The sequence below is a fragment of the Cupriavidus sp. 05L310 genome, assembly GCF_056398185.1.
The window spans coordinates 26910-52446 of record NZ_JBFTOX010000045.1 but is presented as its reverse complement, the minus strand read 5'-3'; the positions used below and the strand labels follow the sequence as shown (position 1 = coordinate 52446).

Sequence of the window (25537 nt, the reverse complement as noted above, 5' to 3'; positions counted from 1 at the left end):
TCTGGATGACGGTAGGACTTAAAGCTTGCGGGCGATCAGGTCGCGCAGCACTTCGCTGGTGCCGCCGAAGATGCGGGTCACGCGCATGTCGACGAAGGCGCGCGCGATCGGGTACTCCAGCATGTAGCCGTAGCCGCCGTGCAGTTGCACCATCTCGTCGATGCACTTCCACATGGTCTCGGTGGCGAAAAGCTTGGCGATGGCCGCCTCCTGCAGCGTGAGCTTGCGCTCCATGTGCTGGGCGATGTAGTAGTCCACCATGGTGCGCACGGCCACGGCCTGGGCCTTGACGTCGGCGAGCTTGAACTTGGTGTTCTGGAAGTCCCACACGGTCTGGTTGAAGGCGCGGCGGTCCTTGACGTATTGCACGGTCAGTTCGAGCTGGCGCTCCAGTCTTGCCGCGCAGTACACGGCGATGATCAGGCGCTCCTGGGGCAGTTCTTCCATCAGGTGGATGAAGCCGCCGTTCTCATTGCCGATCAGGTTGCCGGCAGGCACGCGCACGTTGTCGAAGAACAGCTCGGCGGTATCGGCGGCGCGCTGGCCCACTTTCTCCAGCTTGCGGCCGCGGCGGAAGCCCTCGCGGTCCGCTTCCACCATGATCAGGCTCACGCCCTTGGCGCCGGCCTTGGGGTCGGTCTTGCAGACCACCACGACCATGTCGGCATTCAGGCCGTTGGAGATAAAGGTCTTGCTGCCGTTGATGACGAAGTCGTCGCCGTCGCGTACGGCGGTGGTGCGGATCGACTTCAGGTCGGAGCCGGTGCCGGGCTCGGTCATGGCAATCGCCAGGATCTTTTCGCCGCGGCAGATCGGCGGCAGCCATTCGCGCTTCTGCTCCTCGGTGCCCAGGCGCACGATGTACGGCGCGGTAATGTCCGAGTGCACCGAAAAGCTCGGGCCGGATATCCCGGAACGGTGGTACTCCTCGGCCAGCACCGCCGAGTGGCCGAAATCGCCGCCGCCGCCGCCGTATTCCTCGGGGACGGTCACGCACAGCAGGCCGTCGCGGCCGGCCTTGAGCCAGGTCTCGCGGTCGACCAGGCCGTCCTTGTCCCACTGTGCCTGGCGCGGCAGGCATTCGCGCTCGAAGAACCGGCGCGCGGTTTCCCGCAGCATTTCATGGTCGTCGCGATAGACGGTGCGCTTGATTTCCACCAGAAGCTCCTCATTGGTCGGTTGCGAGGCCAGCGTCTGTCGCGGTGAGTCCGGACCGGGGATCGCTGCCTTGATGGAAGTATTCTGGTTGCCGGGCGGGGAAAAGTACCTACCCCGGTGGAGTAGGGGTAGGGGTAGGGGTAGGGGTAGGTACGGGCGAAGGTGGCGAGGGTGGCCTGCGCGGCCGGTGCCCTAGCGGGTGGGGTGGGCGTGCTGCGGTTGCGCGGTCTTGTAGTCGCGCATGCGGGCAACCGCTTCGTCGCGGCCCGACACGTCGAGCTTGCCGTAGATGTTCTTCAGGTGCCACTTGACGGTGTCCAGCGAAACGCCGAGCACCCGTGCGATCTTCTTGTTGGGCAGCGCCTGCGCAAGCAGGCCTAGCACTTCGTTCTCGCGTTCGCTGAGCGTATCGGTCACCGGGTGAGCCGGAAGGGACACGGACGGCGCCGCCTCCTGCCCGGCCGGTGCCGTCGCCGCCATCAGCCGCTGCGCGTAGAAGCCAAGCACCGGGTCGAACCCCTGCTCCGCCGGCAAGCCTTCGAGCCTGTCACGCAAGCGCGGCGATACATCCAGCAGGCTGCGCATCAGCCCGAGCCGATGCCCCAGGCGCAGCGCTTCGACGAGGTGCCCGCGGGCGCCTTCGGGATTGCGGCGGCCTTGTTCGGCAAACGCCATCTGCAGCCGCAGGCTGGCCACCCGGCACCAGCGTCCGCCGGCTTCGGAGAGCGCGTTGAGCGGCGTGAGCCGCGCCATGGCGCCGTCGAAATCATTGCGGTGCAGGCACATGCCGATACGCGCCATCTGCGCGCAGACGCTGATCTCCCAGGCGGTGCTGCGGGCCGCGCCCGCATAGCGGGCAGCGAGCGCTTCCAGGCGCAACAGGCTGGCGTCCGCCTCGTCGATCTCCCCCTCTTCCAGCAACCAGCGCGAGCGCAGGCAAAGCGCGTTCGCCAGCAGGCGGTCGACACGATGGCGCGCCGCATAGTCTTCCAGACGCTCCAGGCTGGCCCGCGCCTCCAGCCGGCGCCCGCCCTGCCAGTGCGCGTTGGCCAGCACCATCAGGCCGCGCAGCACGGTATCCGGGATCGAGACGCGCTCCAGCACGTCGATCCGCTTTTCCAGCAACTCGCGCGCGGCATCGACATCGTTGAGTTCGTAGAGCGCCTCGCCAAGCAGCGCCGCGGCCATGCAGGCAATGCCGATGTAGGCCGGGCCCTGCTGCTCGGCCTGCGCCAGCACGTCGCAGAAGATGCGCTCGGCCAGCAGGAACTGTCCCTCGGCCGCATGGGTCATGCCGCCCATGCAGCGTCCCAGCAGGACGCCGCGCGGCGCGCCTCCATGCAACGCGCCCTCCTCCAGCACCTTGCGCGCCTGCTTGTACTCGCCGCGGTGGATAAACATCCACGACAGCACATTGCCGCGCCCCGCGTAGGTGAAATCGTCGGCGTCGGACGGCACGCGCTGCAGTTCCGGCAGCAAGGCCACCACCAAGTCGGTGTCGTCGCGCTGCAGCGCCAGCCCGCCGCGCAGCAGTGCCAGCGCATAGCGCTGCCTGGGGCCGAGCCGTTCGTGCTGCGACGCCATCTGCTCGATGCTCTGCGTCAGCGCATCGATCTCGCCGGCATACATCTGCAAGTGGGCCAGCACCAGATGCAGGTCGAAGCGCGCCGTGACCTGTTCCGGCGGCAGCTGCCGCACCAGCCCCGCGAGCTGGCTGAGTTCCCCGCGCGCCAGCAGGTCGTGCGCACAGGTTTCCACCAGGTCCGCCGCCGCGGCCGCGTCGCCCGCCCGGACCGCATGGCGCACCGCTTCGTCGATGTGCCCCCGCGCGCCGAACCAGTGCCAGGCCGCCGCGTGCAGCGCGTGCTGCTCCGCCGGCGGCAACTCCGCCAGCCGGGCCAGCAGGACTTCGCGCAGCAGCGGATGCAGGCGGTACCAGGTTTCACCGTCCTGGCCGCCACCGATCTGCGTGATGAAGAGGTCATCCGCGTCAAGCCGGGCCAGCCTGGCCGCGATCTCGCCGGCGGCATCCGGGCGCCCCAGCAGCGTGGCGCACAAGGACGCGCAAAAGCGGTTGCAGACGGCCATGCGCGTCAGCAGGTGCAGATCGCCGCCGGCCAGGCGCACCAGCACCTCGCGTTCGAAATAGCTGGCAAACGCCTGGGCGTCGCGCACCTGCACCCGCGCAAAGCCTGCCCCCTGCTTGCCTTTGACATCGATCGCGAACAGCTGGAGGCCCGCAGCCCAGCCATCGGTCAGCTCGTGCAGCACCTGCGCGTCGCGCCTGTCGATACTGCCAAGCTGTTCGCGCAGGAAACGCTCGGACTCCTCGGCCGTGAAACGCAGGTCGCGCAGGTCGAATTCGGTCGCCAGGCCCTGGTTGCGCAGGCGCGCCAGCGAGAGCGGCAACGCATTGCGCGAGGCCAGGGCCACGTGCAGGTGGGGCGGCGCGTAGTCGAGCAGCCAGCGCAGCGCCTGGAATATCCGTGGATCGTCCAGGAGGTGGACGTCGTCCAGCATCAGCACCAGTTCCCGCCGGCGGCTTGCGATGCCGCGCACCAGCGTGATCACCCAGTGCTCGGCCGCGGACTCGTCGCCGTCGCGCCCCATCAGGATTTCTGCTTCGCGCACCATCGCCGCGTCCACCGCGGCGAGGCTCGCCAGCAGTCCATGGAAGAAGCTGGTCAGGTCGTTGTCTTCGGGCGCCAGCGAGAGCCAGGCCACATCGAAGTCCAGCGTCAGCAGGGCCTGCCGCCAGGCGAGCAAGGTGCTGGTCTTGGCGCTGCCCGCCGGCCCCTGGATCACCACGCAGCGCTGGCGGCGCGCGTCCACCAGGCGCGCCATCAAGGCCTCGCGGGGCATCAGGTGGCGCGCCCCGCGCGGCGGAGTGAGTTTGGTGGGCGTGATTGGCTGGACCGGGCGCTCGGGTGAAGCGCGCGTTCCCGCCAGCTGCTCGCCGGAGTCGGACATGCTGGGAAGCCTTGTAAGCACTGCTTTCCGGGTGGGGGGGCAGCGCGCTATCGCGAAGGGATCTGGTGCCTGGATTATAGGGGCCGGATATGCCTCTCCGAGCGCCCGGCGTGGTCCCCTACCCGACGCGGGTAGGTCCGCGCATGGCCGCAATTTGTTCTACTTTGCCCCATGACGCCGGCGGCATTTGCCCGCTCCGGCCCCTTCCAAACCGGCCAGGACGCCGCGCCGCGCCCGGCCAGACCGTTCACAGGATCAGCAATGGGTGTACTAAGCGGCATTCGCGTAGTGGAGTTCGAGGCAATCGGGCCGGGCCCGTTCGGGGCCATGTTGCTGGCCGACATGGGCGCGGACGTGCTGCGCATCGACCGGCCGGTGGCGCCCACCGACCTGGGCCCCAAGTCCGCCACCGGCAAGCGGGTGGACGTCACGGGCCGGGGCCGGCGCTCGGTCACGCTCGATCTCAAGCAGCCCGAGGCCCGCAACGCCGCGCTGGAGCTGATCGAGCGCGCCGACGTGGTGATCGAGGGCTTCCGGCCCGGCACCATGGAGCGCCTTGGCCTGGGGCCGGACGTGGCGCTGGCCCGCAACCCGAAGCTGGTGTACGGGCGCATGACCGGCTGGGGCCAGACCGGGCCCATGGCCGAGCGCGCCGGCCACGACCTGAACTACATCGCCCTGTCGGGCGTGCTGTCCGGCATCGGCCGCGCGGGCGAAGCGCCGGTGCCGCCGCTGAACCTGGTGGGCGACTATGGCGGCGGCGGCATGCTGCTCGCCCTGGGCGTGGTTGCCGCCCTGCTCAATGTGCAGCGCGGTGGCAAGGGCCAGGTCGTGGACGCGGCCATGATCGAGGGCGCCGCGCAGCTTGGCGCCGTGGTCTGGGGTCTGCTGGCTTCGGGCAACTGGCGCGAGCAGCGCGCCAGCAACCTGCTGGACGGCGGCACCCCCTGGTACGACAGCTATCGCACCAGCGACGGCCACTACATGGCGGTGGGCGCGGTGGAATCGCGCTTCTATGCCGAACTGCTCGAAAAACTCGGCCTGGCCGGCAAAGACCTGCCCAGGCAGCATGACCGCAGCGGCTGGCCGGTGTTGCGCCAGCATTTCGAAGCGGTCTTCCTGACCCGCACGCGCGACGAGTGGTGCGCCATCTTCGAAGGCAGCGATGCCTGCGTGGCGCCGGTGCTGGGCTTCGCCGAAGCGCCCGATCATCCGCAGCACCGCGCCCGCGGCAGTTTTGTCGAAGTGGCCGGCGTGGTGCAGCCGGGGCCGGCGCCGCGCTTTCTCGGCACGCCGTCGGAAGTCACAGGGCCCGCGCCGGCACGCGGCGAACACGGCGCCGCGGCGCTGCGCGACTGGGGGTTCGACGCACAGTCGGTGGCGCGCCTGCGTGAACTGGGCCTTGGTTTCCTGCCCCACGCGTGATGACGGCCCCGCGACGCCGGGCCGCCCTGACCATAGAGTGAATTCCATGTCTCAATCGCAATCTTCCGTGGCGGCAATCCTGCCCCATCGGGATCCGCAAGACCGCGGCGTGCCGGCCGGCTTCGAGCCGCTTGCCGGCGCCAGGGGCTTCATGCGCCATTGTGCCGATTTCTACCTGCACGCGGAGCGGCCGGTGGTGGGCGTGCGCATCGCCGACGAACACCTGAACGCCATCGGCATCGTGCACGGGGGCTTCATGGCCATGCTGGCCGACAGTGCGTTCGGGATCGTCATGGTGCGCCGCTTCGGCACCCTGCAGCCCCGCACGCTGCATCTCAGCGTGGACTATCTTGGCCCGGCACATGCCGGCGACTGGGTGGAGGCGCATGTGGACATGCTCAAGCAAGGCCGGCGCGTCGCCAACGTGAACTGCCGGATCATGGTCGGGGACCGCACGGCGCTGCACGCCGCCGGCGTGTTCTACCTGGGCACCAGCGATGGCCGCCCGGACCAGACGGCAAGGGTTTCGCCACTGGGAGGGCACGCGCCATCCTGAGCGCCATCTCCCGCGCCCCTCCCTGCTGGCGGAGGCGCGCGCATCCTGATCAACGTATGCTGGCCTGAGTCGCCGGCGGTCACGCATGTCTGGCCGCCGGCCCGCAACGAAGCACAAACCGGGCGGCGGGACGGCCCTTTCCGTGTCTCCACCTTGACGGCGCTCGATGCCGGCAGGGTCTTGATCTCCGGCCTCGCGGCCGGAGTTCTTTTTTTCCGGGCCTCAAACACACTGCCTCCGGCCCCAGCCCGTCGCGTCGTGCGTGAGCGCTACCGAAACGCGCGGCGGCGCCCATCGGGTTCACCCGGATAGTGAAATCCCGCCCCGCCAATATGGCTGGTTACAGCCCTTCGCGCATCCCCTACCGTCGCACTTGAGCAGCCCTTCCGGCCAGCACGGCGTGACCACGCCGACCCCTGCCAGGCGGGCACCACTCCCAACTCACCGCGAGGTCATGCCAAATGCGTAAGAAGACTCTCTTTGCCGTTGCCGTTCTTGCCTGGAGCGCGCTTTGCGGCGCGCAAAGCTATCCCGCGCGCACCATCACGTTCGTCGTACCCGCACCGCCCGGCGGCGCAACGGACACCATCGCGCGCGCACTGGCCGACGATATGGGCAAGCGGCTGGACCAGACCATCATCGTCGACAACAAGCCTGGCGCCGCGGGCATGCTGGCCGTCCAGGCGGTGACGCGCGCCGCACCGGATGGCTACACGCTGCTGATCACGCATTCCGCGCCGATCATGAACACACCGTATCTCTACTCGCACGTCTCTTACGACGTGCGGCGCGACCTGGCCTTTGTCTCCGAGATCTGCATCGGCCAGGTCGTGTTCGCGGTCAATAGCAAGATCCCGGTCAAGAACATGCAGGAGTTTTTCGACTGGGCCGCGCAGAACAAGGGCAAGGTCAGCTATGGCTCCTATGGCACCGGCAGTTTCCCGCATCTGCTGGGCGCCTACCTCAACCAGTCCCGGGGGCTCGACATGGCCCATATCGCCTACAAGGGCGAAGCGCCGATGGCGCAGGACATGATCGGCGGCAACATCTCGTGGGCCATCGGCTCGGTCAGCACGCTGGGCCCGCATATCCAGAGCGGGCGCCTGCGCGCGCTGGCGATCGTGGGCAAGCAGCGCGTCAAGGCGTTGCCGAACGTGCCGACCCTCGCCGAGATCGGCCTGAAGGACCAGGAACTGAGCCCGCCCGGCTGGGTTGGCCTGATGGCGCGCTCAGGCACGCCCGCGCCGGTACTGGCCCGCCTGGAAACGGAGGCACGCGCTTCGGTCAACGCCGCGCCGATGAAAGAGCGGCTGCAGATGCTTGCGCTGGAGCCGGTCGGCAGTTCCTCGGCGGAATTCAAGCGCGACTTCGAGACGCTCGAGCCGGTGATGGCGCGACTGATCAAGTCGACCGGGGCCAAGGCTGACTGACCGCCGACTGGCTGCCGGCTGGCCCGCGTTGCGAGGAATCATCTTCCGCATTCGTCAATAGGTACTGACCGCCTCGCCGATTTTCTGCGGGATTAAAACCACCATCGCAGCGATTCACTCCCTTTTGGGTGGGTCGGAAAAAAGGAGAGCCACGCTCTAATGCCATCACGGGATCCGACGAGGAGGCTGGTTCCCGGTGACTCTGAAAACAAGCACAAGGAGAAGACATAGCATGAAAAGAACATTGGTCGCGCTGGCGGCGTTGTGCGCGGTGAGCGGCGCAGCGCAGGCACAATCGAGCGTTACCCTCTATGGCGTGATCGACGCTTCCGTGGAGTACGTCAATCGGGTGGCTGCATCGCCGGCAACACCGAACGTCGGCGGCTACCGTTTCGCGCAACCCAGCGTCGGCGGACTTTCCGCATCGCGCTGGGGCTTGCGCGGCGTGGAAGATCTCGGCGGCGGCAACCAGGCGCTGTTCGTGCTGGAGAGCGGCTTCCAGCCCGATACCGGCAACCTGCAGTCGGGCGTTCTGTTCGGGCGCCAGTCGTTCGTCGGGTTGCAGAACGGCGCTTACGGCAAGATCACGGTGGGCCGCCAGTACACCAGCTTCTTCGATGGCCTTGCCAACTTCTCGCCGCTGCGGTTTGCGGCCACCTATGAACCGGGCATCTGGTGGATGGGCCTGAACTACCGCGAAAGCAATATGGTCAAGTACACCGGCCAGTTCGGCGGGCTCCAGGCCGTGGCGCATTACTCCTTCGGCACCGGCGTCTCGGTACTGAACGCCAGCACGGCGCTGGCCAACGGCGGCGCCGGCGAGACGCCGGGACACTTCAGCGACAACACCGCCTTTGGCGCCTCGCTGCAGTACCTGAGCAATGGATTCGGGGCGTCGCTGGCCTATGACGAATGGAGACCGGCCGTGACCACCGGGCAGCCCGGCACGGTACGCAAGTTTGCCGGCGCCGCGAGCTACGCTACAGGCCCGCTCAAGGTCATGGGCGGCTATCGCTGGAACAAGGCTGACTTCAGCAACGGCAGCACGCTGCTGCGCGACGACTACTGGTGGGCTGGCGTCAACTACCAGGCCACGCCGGCCCTGGGCTTGTCGCTCGCCTACTACTACGCCGACGTGAAATCCGCGCGCGCGGCAGTCGGCGCGCCGCAGACCAACCCCGCCAACATGCAGCAGTACAGCTTTATCGCCGACTACAACTTCACCAAGCGCACGGACGTCTACCTGTCCGCCGGGTACGCGCGTAACGGCGGGTTGAGCTTCGATAGCGCGGCGACTGCCTTCGCGTTCAACTATCCGACGATGACGGGGCAGAAGAGCATGGTTGGCGTCACGGTCGGCGTGCGGCACATCTTTTAAGGTAAGCCTGGCACTGCGGAGCTGACGCGGCGTGAGAGCCCCGCGGTGGTGACCGGCACGGTTGCGCTGGGCACGCTCGCCGGCAAGGCCCCGGCGCCCGGCGACGCGGTCTTCATCTTCGCCCGTGCGGTACAGGGCCCGCGCATGCCGCTTGCCGTACTGAAGCGGCAGGTGCGCGACCTGCCAGTCACGTTCACGCTGGACGATACGCTGGCGCTTTCCCCGGCCAACCGCCTCTCTGGGCATGCCGAGGTCATGTTAGAGGCGCGCATCTCTCCCGGCGGAACCGCGATGCCGCACGCCGGCGACCTGTTTGGGCAAGTCGGTCCGGTTGCTTTGGGAAGCAGCGATGTGCGGATCGTGATCGATAGGACGGCCCCCTAGGTAGCTGGCTCAGCCTGGCTTGCCCGGCAAATTCGTGTCTCCCAGCAGCGCCGCCACGAAACTACTGCGGAAACTGCCCTTCGGATCGCAGGTTCGCCGGTAGGCGTCGAAGGCCTTGGTTCGAACACTGCGGCGCTTCGCGAGATCCTGCAGGAAAACCGGGTTGAATGGCGGCGAGAAGGTCCCGGCAGGTTGACCCGGGTCGTAGAAGCCGAACATCTTGCCGGTATGCGGCATTCCTCCCAGCGCAACCCAGGCTCGCTCGATGTCCGCGAAGAAATGGAGCAGACGGTCGGGGTACTCGGACCCTGCGACGGCCGGCACGTACCCGATAAGGTCCAGATTGACGAAGGTTGCATTGGGGGTGTCCGTGTATGTCCCGGCCAATGCGGTGTTGCCGCCGCGGACGAAGCGGAATTCCATCGGTGCAACCACCAGGAAATCGGTGGAACTCCTGATACGAGCCATCACCGCATCAAGGCCCTGCCAGGCCTTGCCTAGCCCCGCGTCGTCGAGCGCAGGAAGCTCGATGAAATAGGACATGAAGATCACGCGGGAGGCCTTCGTCAGCCATAAGTCAGAGTAGACAGCCGTGGCCTGATCGAAGAGCGTTTCGACAGTCAGGTATCCGGCATCAATGATCGCGCTCGCAGCGGTTGTGATTCCAGCATACTGCGCCGCGATGAGCGGAGGCTCGATGATGGGCTCCAGCGGTATCAGGTAGGGCGCGCCAAAGACATCCTCTCCCGCCAGGGTGCACGCATCCGGGACACTTGGCTTCAGGTTCGGAATCTTCGTCGACGGCGACGCGACCACGTCCCACCACAAGACGAGAAAGTTGCTGTTGTACGGGTTGAGGAAGGACTCAACGCGGTCATGGCCCGCGAGCAGCGTCTTGAACTGGGCGACGAACGCCGTCTCATCCATACACGTAATCCGGCTGTTCTTGCCTGGGCTCAAGGTCGTGGCCCACGGGCGTGGCAATACATCGACGGTGACGGAGGTGACGACCCCCAGCACACCGAGAGAGACGCGCGCGAACTGTAAGGGCGACCAGCCACCCTCCGCCGGAGTCTGTGTGTCGATGGTCTTCACCTGGCCATCCGGGCCCATAATGCTGAACGCCGAGGCCGTTTCCGCGAAGATCGGCGCGTTGATTGTCGCCCCATGCACATCGACCGCCGTCATCCCGCCAAGGCTGAAGAAGCCGCCCGCGGTAACGGTCTTGAGCATCATGTCGTTGGCGGTCAGGAACGCATCCAGTTCATCTTCGCGGACGCCGGTATTCACCGTGACCGTGCCTTCCGCTTGATGCAGCACGATCGACTGGTCGCCGCCGGGACCGAGGTCCTTATAGCAGGAAAGGTCGATGAGCCACTGGTCGGGAGCGGGGGCGAGGCGATTGTCCTCGGCGACCAGCGGCGGCTGCGCATGCCGCTGGCCGGAAACACGAACCGTCGCGCCAGCCTGCACTGCCTGGCGCACGATGCCCTGGAGTTCTGCGCGGCTCGTCGGAGAGAAGTAGTATTCGCCATCGATCGTCATCGTATGAACGATGTTCTGCGCCCAGTTCCTCCACGGCAGTGGCAGAACACGGAAGTCCAGTGTCGTCCCCGTGACCTCATACGCGGCCAGCCTGCCGTTACTCGCCGGCTGCACCAGGGGCGTCCCCCGGTTACTTGCTCCCAGAACCGCGGAAACGTAGGGCGCCACCCCAATCGCGTCTGCCGGGATCCCGATCGACGAAAGTGGAGGACTCACCTTGTACAGGCCGTTGTCGAAGTTGCCACTATTCCAGTCGGAGGTATGCCAACTCCCCTTCGAATCGAACCATTGAATCGAAAAGTTCATCTTGAAGATGCCATTGTTAAGGCAACCAATTTTATTGACTTGTCTCATGGTAATTCCCTCCGGCGATCCATCAGGCTGTTATATGAAAACTGGACGATCGGGCAAGGTGAGGCCCGGCGCCGGCCTCCCCCCGATGACGGATCGCAGGAACGCTGATGCCGGGCCTCACAGAGGAGAGTTTGCTGCCTACTCAATCAGATTGATTGCAAAGCCAATGTAAGTCGTCCCGACTGCATCATATGTTGCGATCTGATTGTTCGGCGCGAAACCAACAAACGGTGTTCCCTGACCGGAAGTCCCGGCCACCGCGTGCCCGTATGGCGTCACAGCCAGCGCATCGGCCGGGACACCGATTGTGTCGAGCGGGGGAGATGTCCTGGACTGCGCCACGGGATAATTTCCGCTGTTCCACTCGGTGGTATTCCACTTGCCGTCGCTACCAAGCCATTGGACGGAAAAATTGAACACGTACCCGCCTTTGTTGTTGACGGTGATCTTCTGGACCGGTCTCATGGTGTGTCTCCTGCTACGGAAAAAGTGTTAAGCGAAAAACGATCAGGATGCCGCTGCGTGGCGTCGATGTTCTTTACGTCTAACCTGACATAATTTTCTCCTTTTTCATTCAGGAACTATGAAATTGTTAAATCTCTCCAGATAGGGAGTCGAATTATTGTTGAATTGACAGGATAGGGTTCCGTGAATAATTGACATTAGTCTTCCCTATTCATGACGGCATATCTTGAACAGAGATACCGCCATGAACAGGGAATCAGACGTCGGGGTCCGGCATTGGGCGCATGTTGCCTCCCACAGAAACCTGGGCGAGATTGCGGAAATCTGCCTTCCGGCAAATGAGGTGACGACTATCGAGTGCGGCGAATCAGCGCGATCGTTGCGGCCGGTGGTTCGGCCCGCGCACCGTAGCCCTGCTGCTTAGCGCCGGAGGATGGGTGTGGATCGCACGCCAGACCGGGCCGTGGTGCGACCCTGGTGCGGTCCCTCATTGGGAAATCGGGTGATCCGCCTGATGAGTTCGTCCACTGCAGCAGTTCCAGTGATCAGGCATACGAAGTCGAGATGATGTTGCACGAGAGAGATTCCATGAAGTTTGATAGGTTCGAACCCGGTAAGCACCGCGCAAGCGCGCACGAAGCCCTTCAGGTGCGCCTCACTAGTGGTTTCTGTGGGCGCCGCCGCCGTGTCCCGGGCTAGCATCATGGTTCCCATCTCGCCGCGTCTTGGAATGCTAGTGCCTGTGGATCAATTCGGAAGTAGAAGATGCTTAAGTCTTACTTGCGTGAGGTGCAAGTGTGCTGCTACCAAGCATTGATCTGCGCATTGCATCCGGCGCTGCCGTTGCCCACATGGGCAACCGCATCAAGGGGATCTCACTTCACTGAGGCACAGGCCCGTGCCTCAGCGAAGTGGCCCACCCGGCGCGCGACCCGCCGATCAGGGTAAGTACCCCCCTGCCCACCCTTGGCCGTTTTACTCAGTCGCCCTACAATTTATCAACCGATCACTAATCGGTCGATCAATAGCAGAGGCAACCATGGCAATCCGCAAACTCGCGCACTTCTCGATCCGCACCACGGACCTCGAGACATCCTGCGCCTTCTACGAACGCATTCTCGGCTTCAGGCAAGGCTATCGCCCGCCTTTCGATTTCCCCGGCGCATGGCTGTACATGGGCGGTGACGAAGGTGACTTCGGCACCGTCCACATCATCGGCGTCGCCCCGGACAACCCCGGCGGGCTGTCCGCCTACCTCGGCGACCGCGCCCTTGCGGCGGCGGGTACCGGCACCCTCGACCACATCGCCTTCCTGGCCACCGGCGTGGCGCAGATGTGGGCAAGGCTGGAAGCCGAGGGCATCCCGTGGCGCGACCGCACCGTCCCCAGCCTGGGCCTGCACCAGGTGTTCATCGAGGACCCTTCCGGCGTCACCATTGAACTGAACTACCCCGCCGCCGAGGTGGCGGGCCTTGAAATCCCGGGCGACGGCGCACGCGCGCCCCTCCCCGCAGTGGCAGGAGACTGACCATGACAGCCCTATCGACACGGCCAAAGGCCATCATCGTGGGCGGCTCGCTGGGCGGGCTGTTCGCGGCCAACCTGCTCGCCCGCGGCGGGTGGGAAGTGGAGGTATGCGAGCGCGTTCCCGAAGCCCTTGCCGGGCGCGGCGCGGGCATCGTCACGCATCCGGAATTGTTCGAGGCCCTGGCCGCCGCCGGGGTCGAGGTGGACGACGCCATCGGCGTGCAGGTGAAGTCCCGGCTGACGCTGGGCCAGGACGGCAGCGTCCTGGCCCAGCGGGAGCTGCCGCAAACGCTGACAGCATGGGGCAAGATGTACCACGTGCTGCGCTCCGCCTTCACCGGAGGCACCTACCGCACGGGCGCCAATGTGGTGTCGGTGCGCAGCGAGCCCGGCCGCGCCGTGGTGATGCTGGACGACGGCTCGATCCATCACGCCGATCTTGTGGTCGCCGCGGACGGCTTCCGCTCCGCGTTGCGCGAGTGCCTGTTGCCCGAGGCCCGGCTCCAGTACGCCGGCTACATCGCGTGGCGCGGCCTGGTGGACGAAACGAGCCTGAGCGAAGCCACGCGCGACATGCTGTTCGAGAAGTTCGCCTTCTGCCTGCCGCCGCGCGAGCAGATCCTCGGCTACCCGGTGGCGGGCCAGGGCAACAGCACCCGGGTTGGCGAGCGCCGCTACAACTTCGTGTGGTACCGCGCCACCAGCGAAGACATGGACCTGCCCAACCTGCTGACCGACGCCAGCGGCAAGCGCTGGTCCGGCGGCATCCCGCCGGCGCTGATCCGGCCGGACGTGCTGGCGAGCATGGAGGAAGCCGCGCTGGCCAACCTGGCACCCCAGTTCGGCGAGGTGGTGGCCAAGGCCGCGCAGCCGTTGTTCCAGCCCATCTTCGACCTCGAGGTGCCGCGCATGGCGTTCGGCCGCGTGGCGCTGCTCGGCGACGCCGCCTTCGTGGCGCGCCCGCACTGCGGCATGGGCGTGACCAAGGCCGCGGGCGACGCCATGTCGCTGGTCAACGCGCTGCAAGCGCATGACAGCGTCAGTGCCGCACTGGAGAGCTACAGCGCCGAGCGCGTGCAGGTGGGTGCGGCCATCGTCCGGCACGCGCGCCACCTCGGCGCCTATATGCAGGCGCAGCTCAAGAACGAGACCGACCGCCAGATGGCCGAGCGCTATCGCACGCCGGAAGCCGTGATGCGCGAGACGGCGGTGTCGACGCGCTTCTGAGCGCGCCGCCGCCCCACGCCAAACCAACCGCCCCCAAACGGAGACAACCTTGGATCACACCGCCCCCACCTTTGCCGCAGCCGCCCGCGAAAGCGCCACGCCCGCCGCGGCCCCACCGAATCCCCTGCTCGCCAATCCGGCATTCCAGTCCCTGGTGCGCGCGCGGCGCAGGTTCGCGTGGGCCCTGACCGCCACCATGCTGGCGGTGTACTTCGGCTACATCCTCACGCTCGCCTTCCGGCCCGCGCTGCTGGGCCGCCAACTGACCCTGGGCCAGCCCATGAGCGTGGGCATTCCCGTGGGCTTCGGCATGTTCGCGGTGACCTTCCTGCTGGTGGCGGTGTACGTGCATCGCACCAACACCGTGTACGACCAGCGGATCAGCGACCTCAAGCAAGGGGCAGCAAAATGAAGCAAACCGCCATTTCCGCCACTGCCGCAGCCCTGCTGCTTGCCGCCCTGCCCGCGTTCGCGGCGCCGGGTCCGGTGGGCCAGGGCATGAACGTCATCGCCATCGCCATGTTCCTGGTGTTCGTCGCCGCCACGCTCCTGGTCACGCGCTGGGCCGCCAGGAGCAACCACAGCGTGGCCGACCACTACGCCGCCGGCGGCAAGATCACCGCCCTGCAGAACGGCTGGGCCATCGCCGGCGACTACATGTCGGCGGCCTCCCTGCTGGGCATCTCCGCGCTGGTCTTCACCAGCGGCTACGACGGCCTGATCTATTCCATCGGCTTTCTCGCCAGCTGGCCGATCATCCTGTTCCTGATCGCCGAGCCGCTGCGCAACCTCGGCCGCTTCACGCTGGCGGACGTGGTCTCCTACCGCCTGCAGCAGCGGCCCATCCGCGCGTTCTCCGCGTCCAGTTCCATCGTCATCGTGCTGCTGTACCTGGTGTCGCAGATGGTGGGGGCCGGCAAGCTGGTGGAGCTGCTGTTCGGTTTCAGCTACACGGCGGCGGTGGTGCTGGTCGGCGTGCTGATGGTGGTCTACGTGTTCTTCGGCGGCATGCTGGCCACCACCTGGATCCAGATCATCAAGGCGGTGCTGCTGCTCGCCGGCGCTGCCTTCATGGCGTTCATGGTCATGAGCCGCTTCGGCTTCAGCCTGAACGCGCTGTTCGCGCAGGCCATCGAGGCCCACGGCAAGCACGCGGCCATCATGAGCCCGGGCGGCCTGGTCTCCGATCCCGTCTCGGCGGTATCGCTCGGCCTGGCGCTGATCTTCGGCACCGCCGGCCTGCCGCATATCCTGATGCGCTTCTTCACCGTCGGCGACGTCAAGGCGGCACGCAAGAGCATTCTCTATGCCACCGGCATCGTCGGCACCGGCTACGCGCTGATCATCATCATCGGCTTTGGCACCATCGCGCTGGTGGCCAGCGATCCGGCCTACCACACGCCCGCTGGCGCGGTGATCGGCGGCGTCAACATGGTGGCCGTGCACCTGGCCCATGCCGTCGGCGGCAACCTGTTCCTCGGCTTCATCTGCGCGGTGGCGTTCTCGACCATCCTGGCCGTGGTGGCGGGGCTGACGCTGGCCGGTTCCTCGGCCATCTCGCACGATCTCTATGCCAAGGTCCTGCGCCAGGGCAACGCCACCGACAAGGAGGAGATGCGCGTCTCCCGGATGACCACGCTCGTACTGGGCGTACTGTCCATCCTGCTGGGTATCCTGTTCGAGAAGCAGACCATCGCCTTTATCGTCAGCCTGACCTTTTCCATCGCCGCCAGCTCGAATTTCCCGGTGCTGCTGCTGTCGATCTACTGGCGCGGGCTGACCACGCGGGGCGCCGTGGCGGGCGGCTCGCTCGGGCTGCTGACCGCGGTGGTGCTGACGGTGCTGAGCCCGACCGTGTGGGTGCAGGTACTCGGCCATGCGAGTGCCATCTACCCGTACGAGTATCCGGCGCTGTTCTCCATGCTGGTGGCCTTTGCCGGCATCTACGTGTTCTCGGTCACCGACCGGTCCGCGCGCGGTGCGCGCGAACGCGGCGCCTTCAACAATCAGCTGGTCGATTGCGAGCTCGGGCTGGTCAAGCCGAGGTAGCACCCGTGCCCTGTGCTGCCGGCCGCACTGCCGGCAGCCCGGCCGCGCCTCAATTTATCACCCGATTGGTACAATGCCGCAAGCGCTCCGCACGGGACGTGCCTGCCACAGGTGAACGAATGAAACGAGACGCAACGCCGACCGAGAACGATGCACCGGCCAAGACCGGAAAACGGCTGCTCCCCGAAGAGCGGGAGCAGCAGATCGTGCAGAAGGCCATCGAACACTTCACGCGCAACGGCTTCTCCGGCAGCACGCGCGATCTCGCCAAGCAGATCGGCGTCACCCAGCCCTTGCTGTACCGCTACTTCTCCAGCAAGGAGGCGCTGATCGATCGCGTCTACAGCGAAGTGTTCCAGTGGCGGCCCGACTGGGAACGCCAGATCGCCGACCGCGCCACGCCGCTGACCGAACGGCTGTATGCGTTCTACCTCGACTACGCATCCGTGATCCTGCGCGAGGAATGGATCCGGGTCTTCATCTTTGCCGGCCTCACGCGCGAAGGCATCAACAACAAATACCTCAACAAGCTGCGCAGCAAGGTCTTCCTGCCCGTGCTGGCCGAGGTGCGTGCCGAGTACGGCATCCCGGAGCCGCGCAACGCGGCGGAGCTGGAAGCCGAGGTCGAGATGATATGGGGCCTGCACGCAGCCATCTTCTATCTCGGCGTGCGCAAATGGGTCTACGGCCTCAAGGTACCCTCGGACATCGACGCCGTGATCCGCCGCAAGGTGGACATGTTTCTCCACGGCGCGCCTGCCGTCATGCGTTCCCTGCGCGCGCCCGACAAGCCCGGCAAATAAGTCCCTGCGAGGATAACCGACGCCCCTTTCCGCTGGAGTCTTACCCATGGACAAGCTGCTGGCATTGAAGCTGTTCGTCGAGACGGTCGACGCCAAGGGGTTCTCCTCCGCCGCGCGCCGGGTCAACCTGGCCACGTCATCGGTGACCCGCATGATGGACAGCCTGGAGCAGGAACTGGGCACCGTGCTGCTGAACCGGTCGACACGGCAGGTGACGGTGTCCGAAGCTGGCGCAGCCTATTACCAGCGGGCGCGCAAGATCCTCGACGCGGTGGCGGAAGCCGATGCGCTGATCGCCGACCGCGGCGATACGCCGGTGGGCCAGCTTCGCGTGTCGCTGCCGGTGGCGTTCGGGCGCCGCTGCATCGCGCCGTTCCTCGGCAGCCTGCTCGCGCAGTATCCGAAACTGGAGATGGAGGTAACGCTGACCGACGAGATCGTCGACCTGCTAGGCCAACGCATTGATCTGTCCATCCGCCTGGGCAGCGCCGCGTCGCTCGACGAGGTGGTGGCGCGTCAGATCGGCACGTTCCGGCGCAGGGTGGTGGCAAGTCCGGGCTATCTGCGGCAGCGCGGCATCCCCGCCGCGCCGGCGGAGCTGGCCGGGCACGCGTGCCTGCGCTTCAGCTACGGCGCGGGCCAGCAGATGTGGACCTTCCTGCGCGGCGCCGAGGAAGTCCAGGTGCCCGTTCCGGGCACCTTCAGGAGCAACAACGCCGAAGTGCTGCGCGAACTGGCGCTGGCCGACGGCGGCATCGCCCTGCTGCCCGACTGGCTGGTCGACGAGGATATACAGGGCGGGCGCCTGACCGCCATCCTGGACGACTGGACCGTCAACCCCAACCGCGCCAGCTCGGCCATCTCCGCGCTCTACCTGCCCAACCAGCGCGGCTCGCGGCGCATCGCCGCCTTCCTCGACTTTCTCTCGCGGATTCCCGGCCCGACCGGCGGGAAAGAAGCGGGCGGCTGACCCCCCTTCCCTTTCCCCTTCCCCGCCCCTTGCCCCTTGCTTCCAGCGCAACGCAACGTTGCGCGGCGGCCCGATTCTCCGCCGACGGGTTGGCGCCTAACCTTCAGGTCATCTCTTTTCGAGACGGGCAGCGCGGCGCAAAGGCGAGCCTGCAGCCGCCGCCCCCCATCGCACCTGACGGAGAACCACCGTGACCCACCATCTCTTCACCCCCATTCGCCTCGGCAACCATACCCTGCCGCATCGTGTTGCCATGGCGCCGCTGACGCGCTCGCGCGCCGGCCAGCCCGGCAACGTGCCCACCGCCATGAACGTCGAGTACTACCGGCAGCGTGCCGGCGCGGCGCTGATCGTCACCGAAGCCACGCAGATCTCGCAGCAGGGCCAGGGCTACGCCTGGACGCCGGGCATCCATAGCGAGGCGCAGATCCAGGGATGGCAGGCCGTCAGCGACGCCGTGCACGACCAGGGCGGCATCATCTTCATGCAACTGTGGCACGTCGGCCGCGTTTCGCACCCGGTGTTCCAGCCCGGCGGCGCGCTGCCCGTGGCACCCAGCGCCCTGCCCGTCCCGGGCAAGACCTACATCATCGACGCGCAGGGCAACGGCGCCTGGGGCGACGTGCCGGTGCCCCAGGCGCTGACCCTCGATGGCATCCGCGACATCGTGTCCGACTACCGGCGCGCCGCCCGCAACGCCATGGCCGCGGGCATGGACGGCGTGGAGATCCACGCCGGCAACGGCTACCTGCTCGACCAGTTCATCAATTCCAGCAGCAACCAGCGCGATGACGCCTACGGCGGCAGCATCGAGAACCGGGCACGGCTGCTGCTGGAGGTGGTGGACGCGATCGCGGCGGAGGTGGGGCCCGCGCGCGTTGCCGTGCGGCTGACGCCCATGGGACGCTTCATGGGCATGGGCGATGTGTCGCCCGAAGAGACCTTCGGCTATATCGTGCGCCAGCTCGATACCCGTGGCCTGGCCTATCTGCACCTGGTCGAGCCGGCCATGGTCGGCACGGTCAGGGAAGAGCACGCCGATCCCCGCTGGGACGCAATCATCCAGCAGTTGCGTGGGGCCTACCACGGTGTGCTGATGCTGGCGGGCGGCTACGGGCGCGACAGCGCAGAGCATGCGCTCGCCAGCGGCCGCGCCGACATCATCGCCTTTGGCCGCCCGTTCATCGCCAATCCCGACCTGCCTGTCCGGCTGCGCGGCGGCCTGCCGCTGAACGCGCCCGATGCCTCGTCCTTCTTCGGCGGCGGCGCCGGTGGCTACATCGACTATCCGGCCGCGGCGTGAGCGCGGGGCGTGCGGGGGCTTGGGCCGCAGGCCCGATTGTGGTCAGTCATACCAAGGTCTGATTTCCCTAAACGCATACGCTAGCCGACCCGTCCTGATGGACAGCGGCATAGGCAATGCGGCACACCTATGATGTTGACAAGGCACGGCGCCAGCAGGGACGCTTCGCGGTACTGGAGCATCCGGGCGGCGGGCAGCGGGCAGCGGGTGTGGCGGGGGCTGGCCCCGCCCTGCCGTACAGCGTCTCCTCCTTGCCGGGCCGCGCCTCCAGCATCCCCGGGGCCGGCCGGCTTTTCTTCACGCCGGCTTGCCGCCATCGGGTGCGCCCGGCCTAGCCTTCGGCGTGGCACACGCCCAATTTCTGCGCCATCAGTACCAGATCGGCAAAGGTGCGCGCCTTCATCTTGCGCATCGCCTGTCCGCGGTGGATCTTCACCGTGACCTCGCTGATGCCAATCTCGCCGGCAATCTGCTTGTTCATCAGCCCGGAGACCGCCAATGCCATGACTTCCGACTCGCGCGGCGTCAGGGTCTGGAAGCTGGCGCGCAGCATCTGGAGCCGGCGCATGCCCTCGCGCCGCCGCCGGTCTTTCTCCAGCGCCACCGATACCGCGTCGAGCAGGTCCTGGTCGCGGAACGGCTTGGCCATGAAGTCTTCGGCGCCGGCCTTCATCGCGGCCACGGTCATCGCGATATCGCCGTAGCCGGTCATGAAGATGATCGGCACGTGGATACCCAGCTGCGCCAGGCGCGCCTGCAGGTCCAGTCCGCTCGGGCCGCGCAGCCTGACATCGAGAACCAGGCAGCAGGGCACGTCCGGCATCTGGTACTCGAGCAACTCCGCGGCCGAGCCGAACAATGCAACATTCATGCCGACCGAGCGGAACAGATTGCCGAGCGCGCCGCGCAGCATGGCATCGTCGTCGACGACCAGCACCAATGCGTCGTCCCGAGCGCTCGGCTCGGCGGGCTCCAGGCTTTGGGATGTCACGATCTGCTTCTCCATTCAGCGTCAAAAAAGACCGGCAGGCGCTCGGCCATGCCGGTTGCTGTCCGGGGCTGCGCGGCATCCCCGCCTGGAATCTACGCCACTGTCTCGCCTTTGTATTGTCAATTTGTGCCGCCGGTTTTGTCTATTGTTGTCTATTGTTCTTTAACCCGTGGTCGACACAATAAAGTTAGCTATCAGGCGCCTTGTGATTACTGCGCCCGCCCTGCCGGCATACACCCCGACGGCAGCCGACTAATACGAACAGACGATAGTGATTTCCTCCGGGCAAGTTTAGCCTTCGCTCGGGTTGCTTGCGCAGAGAGATCCAGCCTCGCTCCCGCGCATCACGGTCGCGCCGCTGCCGCGATCGGGCGCCGCAGCAACCCACCGGGAATCGGCCGTCTGCCGCCAGTGCCGCGTCATGTCTGCACGATCCCGACAACCCAACCTCAGGAAAGAATCATGACCAACGCCAAGCTAGAAGTGCTGACCCCGCAAAACAGCCAGCTGATCTTCATCGACCACCAGCCGCAGATGGCCTTCGGCGTGCAGTCGATGGACCGTCAGGCGATGAAGAACAATGCCGTTGGGCTGGCCAAGGCCGCCAAGATCTTCAACATCCCCACCACCATCACCACCGTGGAGAGCGAGTCGTTCTCGGGCTTCACCTACCCCGAGCTGCTGGACGTGTTCCCCAACCAGAAGACGCTGGAACGCACCTCGATGAACTCGTGGGACGACCAGAAGGTGCGCGACGCGCTGGCCGCCAACGGCCGCAAGAAGGTCGTCGTCGCCGGCCTGTGGACCGAAGTCTGCAACACCACTTTCGCGCTGTGCGCGATGCTCGAAGGCGACTATGAGATCTACATGGTGGCCGACGCCTCCGGCGGCACCAGCAAGGAAGCGCACGACTACGCCATGCAGCGCATGGTGCAGGCCGGCGTGGTGCCGGTGACCTGGCAGCAGGTGCTGCTCGAATGGCAGCGCGACTGGGCCCACCGCGACACCTACGACGCCGTGATGAAGCTGGTCAAGGAACACTCCGGCGCCTACGGCATGGGTGTGGACTACGCCTACACCATGGTGCACAAGGCCGAGCAGCGCACCGCCACGCCGCACGAATCCATCGCCCCGGTGCCGGCCCGCTGAACGCGGCCAAGGCCACGGACCAACCACCCATACACCTCGGTCAGACATCGCATGAGCGCGCAATCCAATACGCAGGACACGGCCCGGAGCCCGTCGCGGCGCAAACTGCTGGTATCCGGCGCGGGTACGGTCGGCGCGGCCGCCGTCGCGGCGCTGGGCAGCACCGCCGCGGTCGCCACCGGCAAGCCGCAGGCCCACGCCGCGTCCCACCACACGCCAGGAGCACACAGCATGGACACCATCACCACCAAGGACGGCACCCAGATCTATTACAAAGACTGGGGCGCGGGCCGCCCGGTCGTGTTCTCGCACGGGTGGCCGCTCAATGCGGACGCCTGGGACGCGCAAATGCTGTTCCTGGTGCAGCACGGCTTCCGCGTGATTGCCCACGACCGCCGTGGCCATGGCCGCTCCGGCCAGCCCGCCAAGGGCAACGACATGAATACCTACGCCGACGACCTGGCCGCGCTGATCGAAGCGCTGGACCTCAAGGGCGCGGCGCTGGTCGGCCACTCCACCGGCGGTGGCGAGGTGGCCCACTACATCGGCCGCCACGGCACCAAACGCGTGTCCAAAGCGGTGCTGATCGGCGCGGTGCCCCCCGTCATGGTGAAGTCCGCGTCCAACCCCGGCGGCCTGCCGATGGACGTGTTCGACGGCATCCGCAAGGGCGTGACGGAGAACCGCTCGCAGTTCTACAAGGACCTGGCGATGCCGTTCTTCGGCTTCAACCGTCCCGGCGCCAAGGTCTCGCAAGGCACCATCGACGCGTTCTGGGCACAGGGCATGACCGGCGGCATCCTCGGCCAGTACCTGTGCATCAAGGAGTTCTCGGAAGTCGACTACACCGAGGACCTGAAGAAGTTCGACGTGCCGACCCTGATCCTGCATGGCGACGGCGACCAGATCGTGCCGATCGACGACTCGGCCAAGCTGAGCGCCAAGCTCGTCAAGAACGCCACGCTGAAGATCTATCCGGGCGCGTCGCACGGCATGTGCGTGATCAACGCCGACCAGGTCAACGCCGACCTGCTGGCCTTCCTGTCCGCCTGACCGGATGCCGTCCCGCGCCCCGATGCCGGGCCGGGACGGCCTGGCTTGCCCTTACCCCTGTCACTGACCCGCCGCCAGCCGGAGTTTCGCCATGACCGCATCCAGCACGCCCGACCTTATCCTCGTCAACGGCAAGTTCGCCACGCTCGACCGCGCCAATCCGCAGGCCGAAGCCGTCGCCATCAGCGACGGCAAGTTCGTCGCCGTCGGCACCCGCGCTGAGATCATGCAACTGGCCGGCAACACCACGCAGGTGGTCGATCTGCAAGGACGCCGCGCCATTCCCGGGCTGATCGACAGCCATATGCACATCATCCGCGGCGGCCTGAACTACAACATGGAACTGCGCTGGGACGGCGTGCGCTCGCTGTCCGACGCCATGCGCATGCTCAAGGACCAGGTGGCGCGCACGCCCGCGCCGCAATGGGTGCGCGTGGTCGGCGGTTTCACCGAGCACCAGTTCGCCGAGAAGCGCCTGCCGACCATCGAGGAGCTGAACGCGGCCGCGCCCGACACGCCCGTATTCATCCTGCACCTTTACGACCGCGCCATCCTCAACGGCGCGGCGCTGCGCGCCGTGGGCTATACCAGGGACACGCCGAATCCGCCGGGCGGGGAGATCGTGCACGACAAGGCCGGCAACCCCACCGGCCTGCTGCTGGCCAAGCCCAACGCCACCATCCTGTACGCCACGCTGGCCAAGGGCCCCAAGCTGCCGCCCGAGTATCAGAAGAACTCCACCCGCCATTTCATGCGCGAGGTCAACCGCCTGGGCGTGACCGGGGTGATCGACGCCGGCGGCGGCTACCAGAACTACCCCGAGGACTACAACATCATCGAGGCGTTGCACAAGGAAGGGCAGCTTACGGTGCGCCTGGCCTACAACCTGTTCACGCAGAAGCCCAAGGACGAGCTGAGCGACTTCAGCGGCTGGTCCAGGCAGATCAAGCCGGGCCAGGGCGACGACCTGTACCGCCACAACGGTGCCGGCGAGATGCTGGTCTACAGTGCTGCCGACTTCGAGGACTTCCGCGTCGAGCGGCCCGACATGCCGCCGTCCATGGAAGGCGACCTCGAACCGGTGATCCGCCTGCTGGCCGAGAACCGCTGGCCCTGGCGCCTGCATGCGACCTACAACGAGACCATCTCGCGCGCGCTGGACGTCTACGAGAAGGTGGCCAGGGATGTGCCCTTCGACGGCCTGCACTGGTTCTTCGACCACGCCGAGACGATCACCGACCGCAACATCGACCGCATCGCCGCGCTGGGCGGCGGCATCGCCGTGCAGCACCGCATGGCCTACCAGGGCGAGTATTTCGTCGAGCGCTATGGCGCGCGCGCGGCCGAGGCCACGCCGCCGATCAAGCGCATGCTGGAGCGCGGCGTCAAGGTCGGCGCCGGCACCGATGCCACGCGCGTGGCCTCGTACAACCCGTGGGTCTCGCTGTACTGGCTGACCACCGGCAAGACGGTGGGCGGGCTGTCGATGTATCCGCAGGCCAACCTGCTGGACCGCGATACCGCGCTGCGGCTGTGGACCGAGGCCAATACGTGGTTCTCCTCCGAGGAGGGCAAGAAGGGCCAGATCAAGGCCGGGCAGCTCGCCGACCTCGCTGTGCTGTCCGCCGACTACTTCGGCGTGCCCGGGGACGAGATCCAGGACATCACCTCGGTGATGACCGTGCTGGGCGGCAAGGTGGTGTACGGCGACGGCGACTTCGACAAGCTCGCGCCGGCGCTGCCGCCCGCGATGCCGGACTGGTCGCCGGTGCGCCGTGGGGGTGGCTACCAGCCGCGCCCGCAGGCGAAGGCGCTCGCGCTGAACACCGCGTGCGGCTGCGCCAGCGCCTGCGGCGTGCACGGCCACGGCCATGCCAGCGCCTGGACCGCGAGCGTGCCGGCCGCGGATGAGAGCACCTTCTGGGGTGCGCTCGGCTGCTCGTGCTGGGCCTTCTGAAGCAGGGAGACCCGACATGAACCGCCCCGCTTCCGCATTGACCCCGGCGGCCAGCGCCACGCGGCTGCCGTCCTGGCTGCGCTGGCTCGCGCTGCTGGCGCTGTGCGCCGCCTACCTGCAGGGTGGCCTGGTCAAAGCCATGGACTTCGCCGGCGCCATCGGCGAGATGCAGCACTTCGGCCTCGCGCCGGCGGTGCCGCTGGCTGCCGCGGTGATCGTGCTGGAGCTGGGGGCGTCGCTGATGATCCTGTCGGGCTTCTACCGCTGGCTCGGCGCGCTGGCGCTGGCCGTTTTCACGCTGATGGCCACCTTCCTCGCCAACCGTTTCTGGGCGGCGCCGCCGGCCGAGCAGTTCATGCTGGCCAACGCCTTCTTCGAGCATATCGGACTGGTCGGCGGCTTCGTGCTGGTGGCGTGGGAGGACCTGAACCGGCGCGCCGCCGCGCGCACGGCATGAAGCGCGACGGCCGCCTCCACTTGCCTGTGCTGCCCGACATGGCCAGGCCGGCGACCCACACTGAACACTGAATACTGGAAACGCGATGAAGCTCTATCTCATTTCGCTAGGCGCCGGCATCCTGGTCGGCATCATCTACGCCCTGCTGCAGGTCCGCTCGCCCGCGCCGCCCGTGGTCGCGCTGATTGGGCTGCTGGGCATGCTGATCGGCGAGCAGGTGGTGCCGCCGATCAAGCGCATGCTGGCGGGCGCGCCCGTTACCGCCGCCTGGTTCCACTCCGAATGCGTACCCAAGATCACCGGTGTGCCCGCGCCGACGACATTGACCGCAGCCCGCGAGGACACGCGGCCAGCGCCGGACAATGCATCGGAGTCGCGCTAAGGCG

At 66.7% G+C, this 25537-nt stretch carries 23 protein-coding genes; 18 read left to right on the top strand and 5 right to left on the bottom strand.

Translation table 11 applies throughout. From position 1 onward, the window contains the following. Positions 1-18: 18 nt before the first annotated feature. Positions 19-1158 carry an acyl-CoA dehydrogenase family protein gene (locus tag AC1DS6_RS28615; RefSeq protein ID WP_441630421.1) on the bottom strand — a complete coding sequence of 380 codons (1140 nt, stop codon included), beginning with the start codon at positions 1156-1158 and terminating at the stop codon, positions 19-21. Between the two features lie 192 nt (positions 1159-1350). Further along, the gene (locus AC1DS6_RS28610) at positions 1351-4128 is read right to left on the bottom strand and encodes a winged helix-turn-helix domain-containing protein (protein ID WP_441630419.1); all 2778 of its coding nucleotides are present in this window, start codon (positions 4126-4128) and stop codon (positions 1351-1353) included. A 261-nt stretch (positions 4129-4389) separates the two neighbouring features. Between AC1DS6_RS28610 and AC1DS6_RS28605 the strand changes: the two genes are divergently transcribed. From AC1DS6_RS28605 to AC1DS6_RS28585, 5 genes are all read left to right on the top strand, one after another. After that, a complete protein-coding gene (locus AC1DS6_RS28605; protein WP_477103641.1) occupies positions 4390-5553 on the top strand; it encodes a CaiB/BaiF CoA transferase family protein in 1164 nt (387 codons plus the stop codon). Between the two features lie 46 nt (positions 5554-5599). Beyond that, on the top strand, positions 5600-6109 hold the full coding sequence (locus AC1DS6_RS28600) for a PaaI family thioesterase (protein WP_441630415.1): 510 nt from the start codon (positions 5600-5602) through the stop codon (positions 6107-6109). Between the two features lie 461 nt (positions 6110-6570). After that, positions 6571-7539, top strand: a complete 969-nt coding sequence (locus AC1DS6_RS28595) for a Bug family tripartite tricarboxylate transporter substrate binding protein (RefSeq protein ID WP_441630413.1) — start codon at positions 6571-6573, stop codon at positions 7537-7539. A 232-nt stretch (positions 7540-7771) separates the two neighbouring features. Continuing rightward, positions 7772-8917 carry a porin gene (locus AC1DS6_RS28590; protein ID WP_441630411.1) on the top strand — a complete coding sequence of 382 codons (1146 nt, stop codon included), beginning with the start codon at positions 7772-7774 and terminating at the stop codon, positions 8915-8917. 45 nt (positions 8918-8962) lie between these two features. Further along, positions 8963-9301, top strand: a complete 339-nt coding sequence (locus AC1DS6_RS28585) for a c-type cytochrome biogenesis protein CcmI/CycH (RefSeq protein ID WP_441630409.1) — start codon at positions 8963-8965, stop codon at positions 9299-9301. A 9-nt stretch (positions 9302-9310) separates the two neighbouring features. Here AC1DS6_RS28585 and AC1DS6_RS28580 read toward each other — a convergent pair whose 3' ends face one another. Further along, positions 9311-11200 carry an FAD-binding protein gene (locus tag AC1DS6_RS28580; protein ID WP_441630407.1) on the bottom strand — a complete coding sequence of 630 codons (1890 nt, stop codon included), beginning with the start codon at positions 11198-11200 and terminating at the stop codon, positions 9311-9313. A gap of 138 nt (positions 11201-11338) precedes the next feature. Further along, complete coding sequence (locus AC1DS6_RS28575; protein ID WP_035874195.1) at positions 11339-11665, bottom strand: hypothetical protein; 327 nt, start codon at positions 11663-11665, stop codon at positions 11339-11341. A gap of 1039 nt (positions 11666-12704) precedes the next feature. Here AC1DS6_RS28575 and AC1DS6_RS28570 point away from each other — a divergent pair. The 8 genes from AC1DS6_RS28570 (at position 12705) to AC1DS6_RS28535 (ending at position 19879) form a co-directional block, all read left to right on the top strand. Further along, positions 12705-13193, top strand: a complete 489-nt coding sequence (locus tag AC1DS6_RS28570) for a VOC family protein (RefSeq protein ID WP_441630405.1) — start codon at positions 12705-12707, stop codon at positions 13191-13193. Positions 13194-13195: 2 nt separating this feature from the next. Beyond that, positions 13196-14419 (top strand): FAD binding domain-containing protein, encoded by a 1224-nt coding sequence (locus AC1DS6_RS28565; protein ID WP_441630403.1) that lies wholly within the window; start codon positions 13196-13198, stop codon positions 14417-14419. A gap of 49 nt (positions 14420-14468) precedes the next feature. Then, the gene (locus AC1DS6_RS28560; RefSeq protein ID WP_441630401.1) at positions 14469-14831 is read left to right on the top strand and encodes a DUF485 domain-containing protein; all 363 of its coding nucleotides are present in this window, start codon (positions 14469-14471) and stop codon (positions 14829-14831) included. Then, on the top strand, positions 14828-16468 hold the full coding sequence (gene actP / locus AC1DS6_RS28555; RefSeq protein WP_441630399.1) for a cation/acetate symporter ActP: 1641 nt from the start codon (positions 14828-14830) through the stop codon (positions 16466-16468). Before AC1DS6_RS28560 ends, actP begins: the two co-directional genes overlap by 4 nt. 206 nt (positions 16469-16674) lie before the next feature. Continuing rightward, positions 16675-17271 (top strand): TetR/AcrR family transcriptional regulator, encoded by a 597-nt coding sequence (locus AC1DS6_RS28550; RefSeq protein ID WP_045242397.1) that lies wholly within the window; start codon positions 16675-16677, stop codon positions 17269-17271. 46 nt (positions 17272-17317) lie between these two features. Then, entirely contained in the window at positions 17318-18241 is a 924-nt protein-coding gene (locus AC1DS6_RS28545; RefSeq protein WP_441630397.1) for a LysR family transcriptional regulator, read from the top strand. 190 nt (positions 18242-18431) lie between these two features. Continuing rightward, positions 18432-19544 (top strand): alkene reductase, encoded by a 1113-nt coding sequence (locus AC1DS6_RS28540; RefSeq protein WP_441630395.1) that lies wholly within the window; start codon positions 18432-18434, stop codon positions 19542-19544. Between the two features lie 116 nt (positions 19545-19660). Continuing rightward, complete coding sequence (locus AC1DS6_RS28535) at positions 19661-19879, top strand: hypothetical protein (protein WP_441630393.1); 219 nt, start codon at positions 19661-19663, stop codon at positions 19877-19879. Here the strand turns inward: AC1DS6_RS28535 and AC1DS6_RS28530 are convergent. Further along, positions 19876-20535: a response regulator transcription factor gene (locus AC1DS6_RS28530; RefSeq protein ID WP_441630391.1), complete on the bottom strand. Its 660-nt coding sequence runs from the start codon at positions 20533-20535 to the stop codon at positions 19876-19878. The two genes, AC1DS6_RS28535 and AC1DS6_RS28530, sit on opposite strands and share 4 nt — an antisense overlap. 462 nt (positions 20536-20997) lie before the next feature. On the opposite strand from AC1DS6_RS28530, the gene AC1DS6_RS28525 reads away from it, so the two are divergent. The 5 genes from AC1DS6_RS28525 (at position 20998) to AC1DS6_RS28505 (ending at position 25533) form a co-directional block, all read left to right on the top strand. Continuing rightward, positions 20998-21684, top strand: a complete 687-nt coding sequence (locus AC1DS6_RS28525; RefSeq protein WP_441630389.1) for a hydrolase — start codon at positions 20998-21000, stop codon at positions 21682-21684. 231 nt (positions 21685-21915) lie between these two features. Further along, positions 21916-22737 (top strand): alpha/beta fold hydrolase, encoded by an 822-nt coding sequence (locus AC1DS6_RS28520; RefSeq protein WP_441630469.1) that lies wholly within the window; start codon positions 21916-21918, stop codon positions 22735-22737. Between the two features lie 91 nt (positions 22738-22828). Further along, positions 22829-24694 (top strand): amidohydrolase, encoded by a 1866-nt coding sequence (locus tag AC1DS6_RS28515; RefSeq protein ID WP_477103640.1) that lies wholly within the window; start codon positions 22829-22831, stop codon positions 24692-24694. A gap of 16 nt (positions 24695-24710) precedes the next feature. After that, a complete protein-coding gene (locus AC1DS6_RS28510) occupies positions 24711-25151 on the top strand; it encodes a DoxX family protein (protein ID WP_441630385.1) in 441 nt (146 codons plus the stop codon). Between the two features lie 85 nt (positions 25152-25236). Continuing rightward, entirely contained in the window at positions 25237-25533 is a 297-nt protein-coding gene (locus AC1DS6_RS28505) for a XapX domain-containing protein (protein WP_441630383.1), read from the top strand. The last annotated feature ends 4 nt before the right edge of the window (positions 25534-25537 follow it).

Excerpts from the sequence above, each read along its gene's own strand:
- AC1DS6_RS28605 (WP_477103641.1), top strand. The coding sequence starts at position 4,390 with ATGGGTGTACTAAGCGGCATTCGCGTAGTGGAGTTCGAGGCAATCGGG.
- AC1DS6_RS28575 (WP_035874195.1), bottom strand. The coding sequence starts at position 11,665 with ATGAGACCGGTCCAGAAGATCACCGTCAACAACAAAGGCGGGTACGTG.
- AC1DS6_RS28590 (WP_441630411.1), top strand. The coding sequence starts at position 7,772 with ATGAAAAGAACATTGGTCGCGCTGGCGGCGTTGTGCGCGGTGAGCGGC.
- AC1DS6_RS28525 (WP_441630389.1), top strand. The coding sequence starts at position 20,998 with ATGACCAACGCCAAGCTAGAAGTGCTGACCCCGCAAAACAGCCAGCTG.
- AC1DS6_RS28595 (WP_441630413.1), top strand. The coding sequence starts at position 6,571 with ATGCGTAAGAAGACTCTCTTTGCCGTTGCCGTTCTTGCCTGGAGCGCG.
- AC1DS6_RS28570 (WP_441630405.1), top strand. The coding sequence starts at position 12,705 with ATGGCAATCCGCAAACTCGCGCACTTCTCGATCCGCACCACGGACCTC.
- AC1DS6_RS28600 (WP_441630415.1), top strand. The coding sequence starts at position 5,600 with ATGTCTCAATCGCAATCTTCCGTGGCGGCAATCCTGCCCCATCGGGAT.
- AC1DS6_RS28535 (WP_441630393.1), top strand. The coding sequence starts at position 19,661 with ATGCGGCACACCTATGATGTTGACAAGGCACGGCGCCAGCAGGGACGC.
- AC1DS6_RS28545 (WP_441630397.1), top strand. The coding sequence starts at position 17,318 with ATGGACAAGCTGCTGGCATTGAAGCTGTTCGTCGAGACGGTCGACGCC.
- AC1DS6_RS28510 (WP_441630385.1), top strand. The coding sequence starts at position 24,711 with ATGAACCGCCCCGCTTCCGCATTGACCCCGGCGGCCAGCGCCACGCGG.
- AC1DS6_RS28515 (WP_477103640.1), top strand. The coding sequence starts at position 22,829 with ATGACCGCATCCAGCACGCCCGACCTTATCCTCGTCAACGGCAAGTTC.
- AC1DS6_RS28580 (WP_441630407.1), bottom strand. The coding sequence starts at position 11,200 with ATGAGACAAGTCAATAAAATTGGTTGCCTTAACAATGGCATCTTCAAG.
- AC1DS6_RS28610 (WP_441630419.1), bottom strand. The coding sequence starts at position 4,128 with ATGTCCGACTCCGGCGAGCAGCTGGCGGGAACGCGCGCTTCACCCGAG.
- AC1DS6_RS28505 (WP_441630383.1), top strand. The coding sequence starts at position 25,237 with ATGAAGCTCTATCTCATTTCGCTAGGCGCCGGCATCCTGGTCGGCATC.
- AC1DS6_RS28565 (WP_441630403.1), top strand. The coding sequence starts at position 13,196 with ATGACAGCCCTATCGACACGGCCAAAGGCCATCATCGTGGGCGGCTCG.
- actP (WP_441630399.1), top strand. The coding sequence starts at position 14,828 with ATGAAGCAAACCGCCATTTCCGCCACTGCCGCAGCCCTGCTGCTTGCC.
- AC1DS6_RS28520 (WP_441630469.1), top strand. The coding sequence starts at position 21,916 with ATGGACACCATCACCACCAAGGACGGCACCCAGATCTATTACAAAGAC.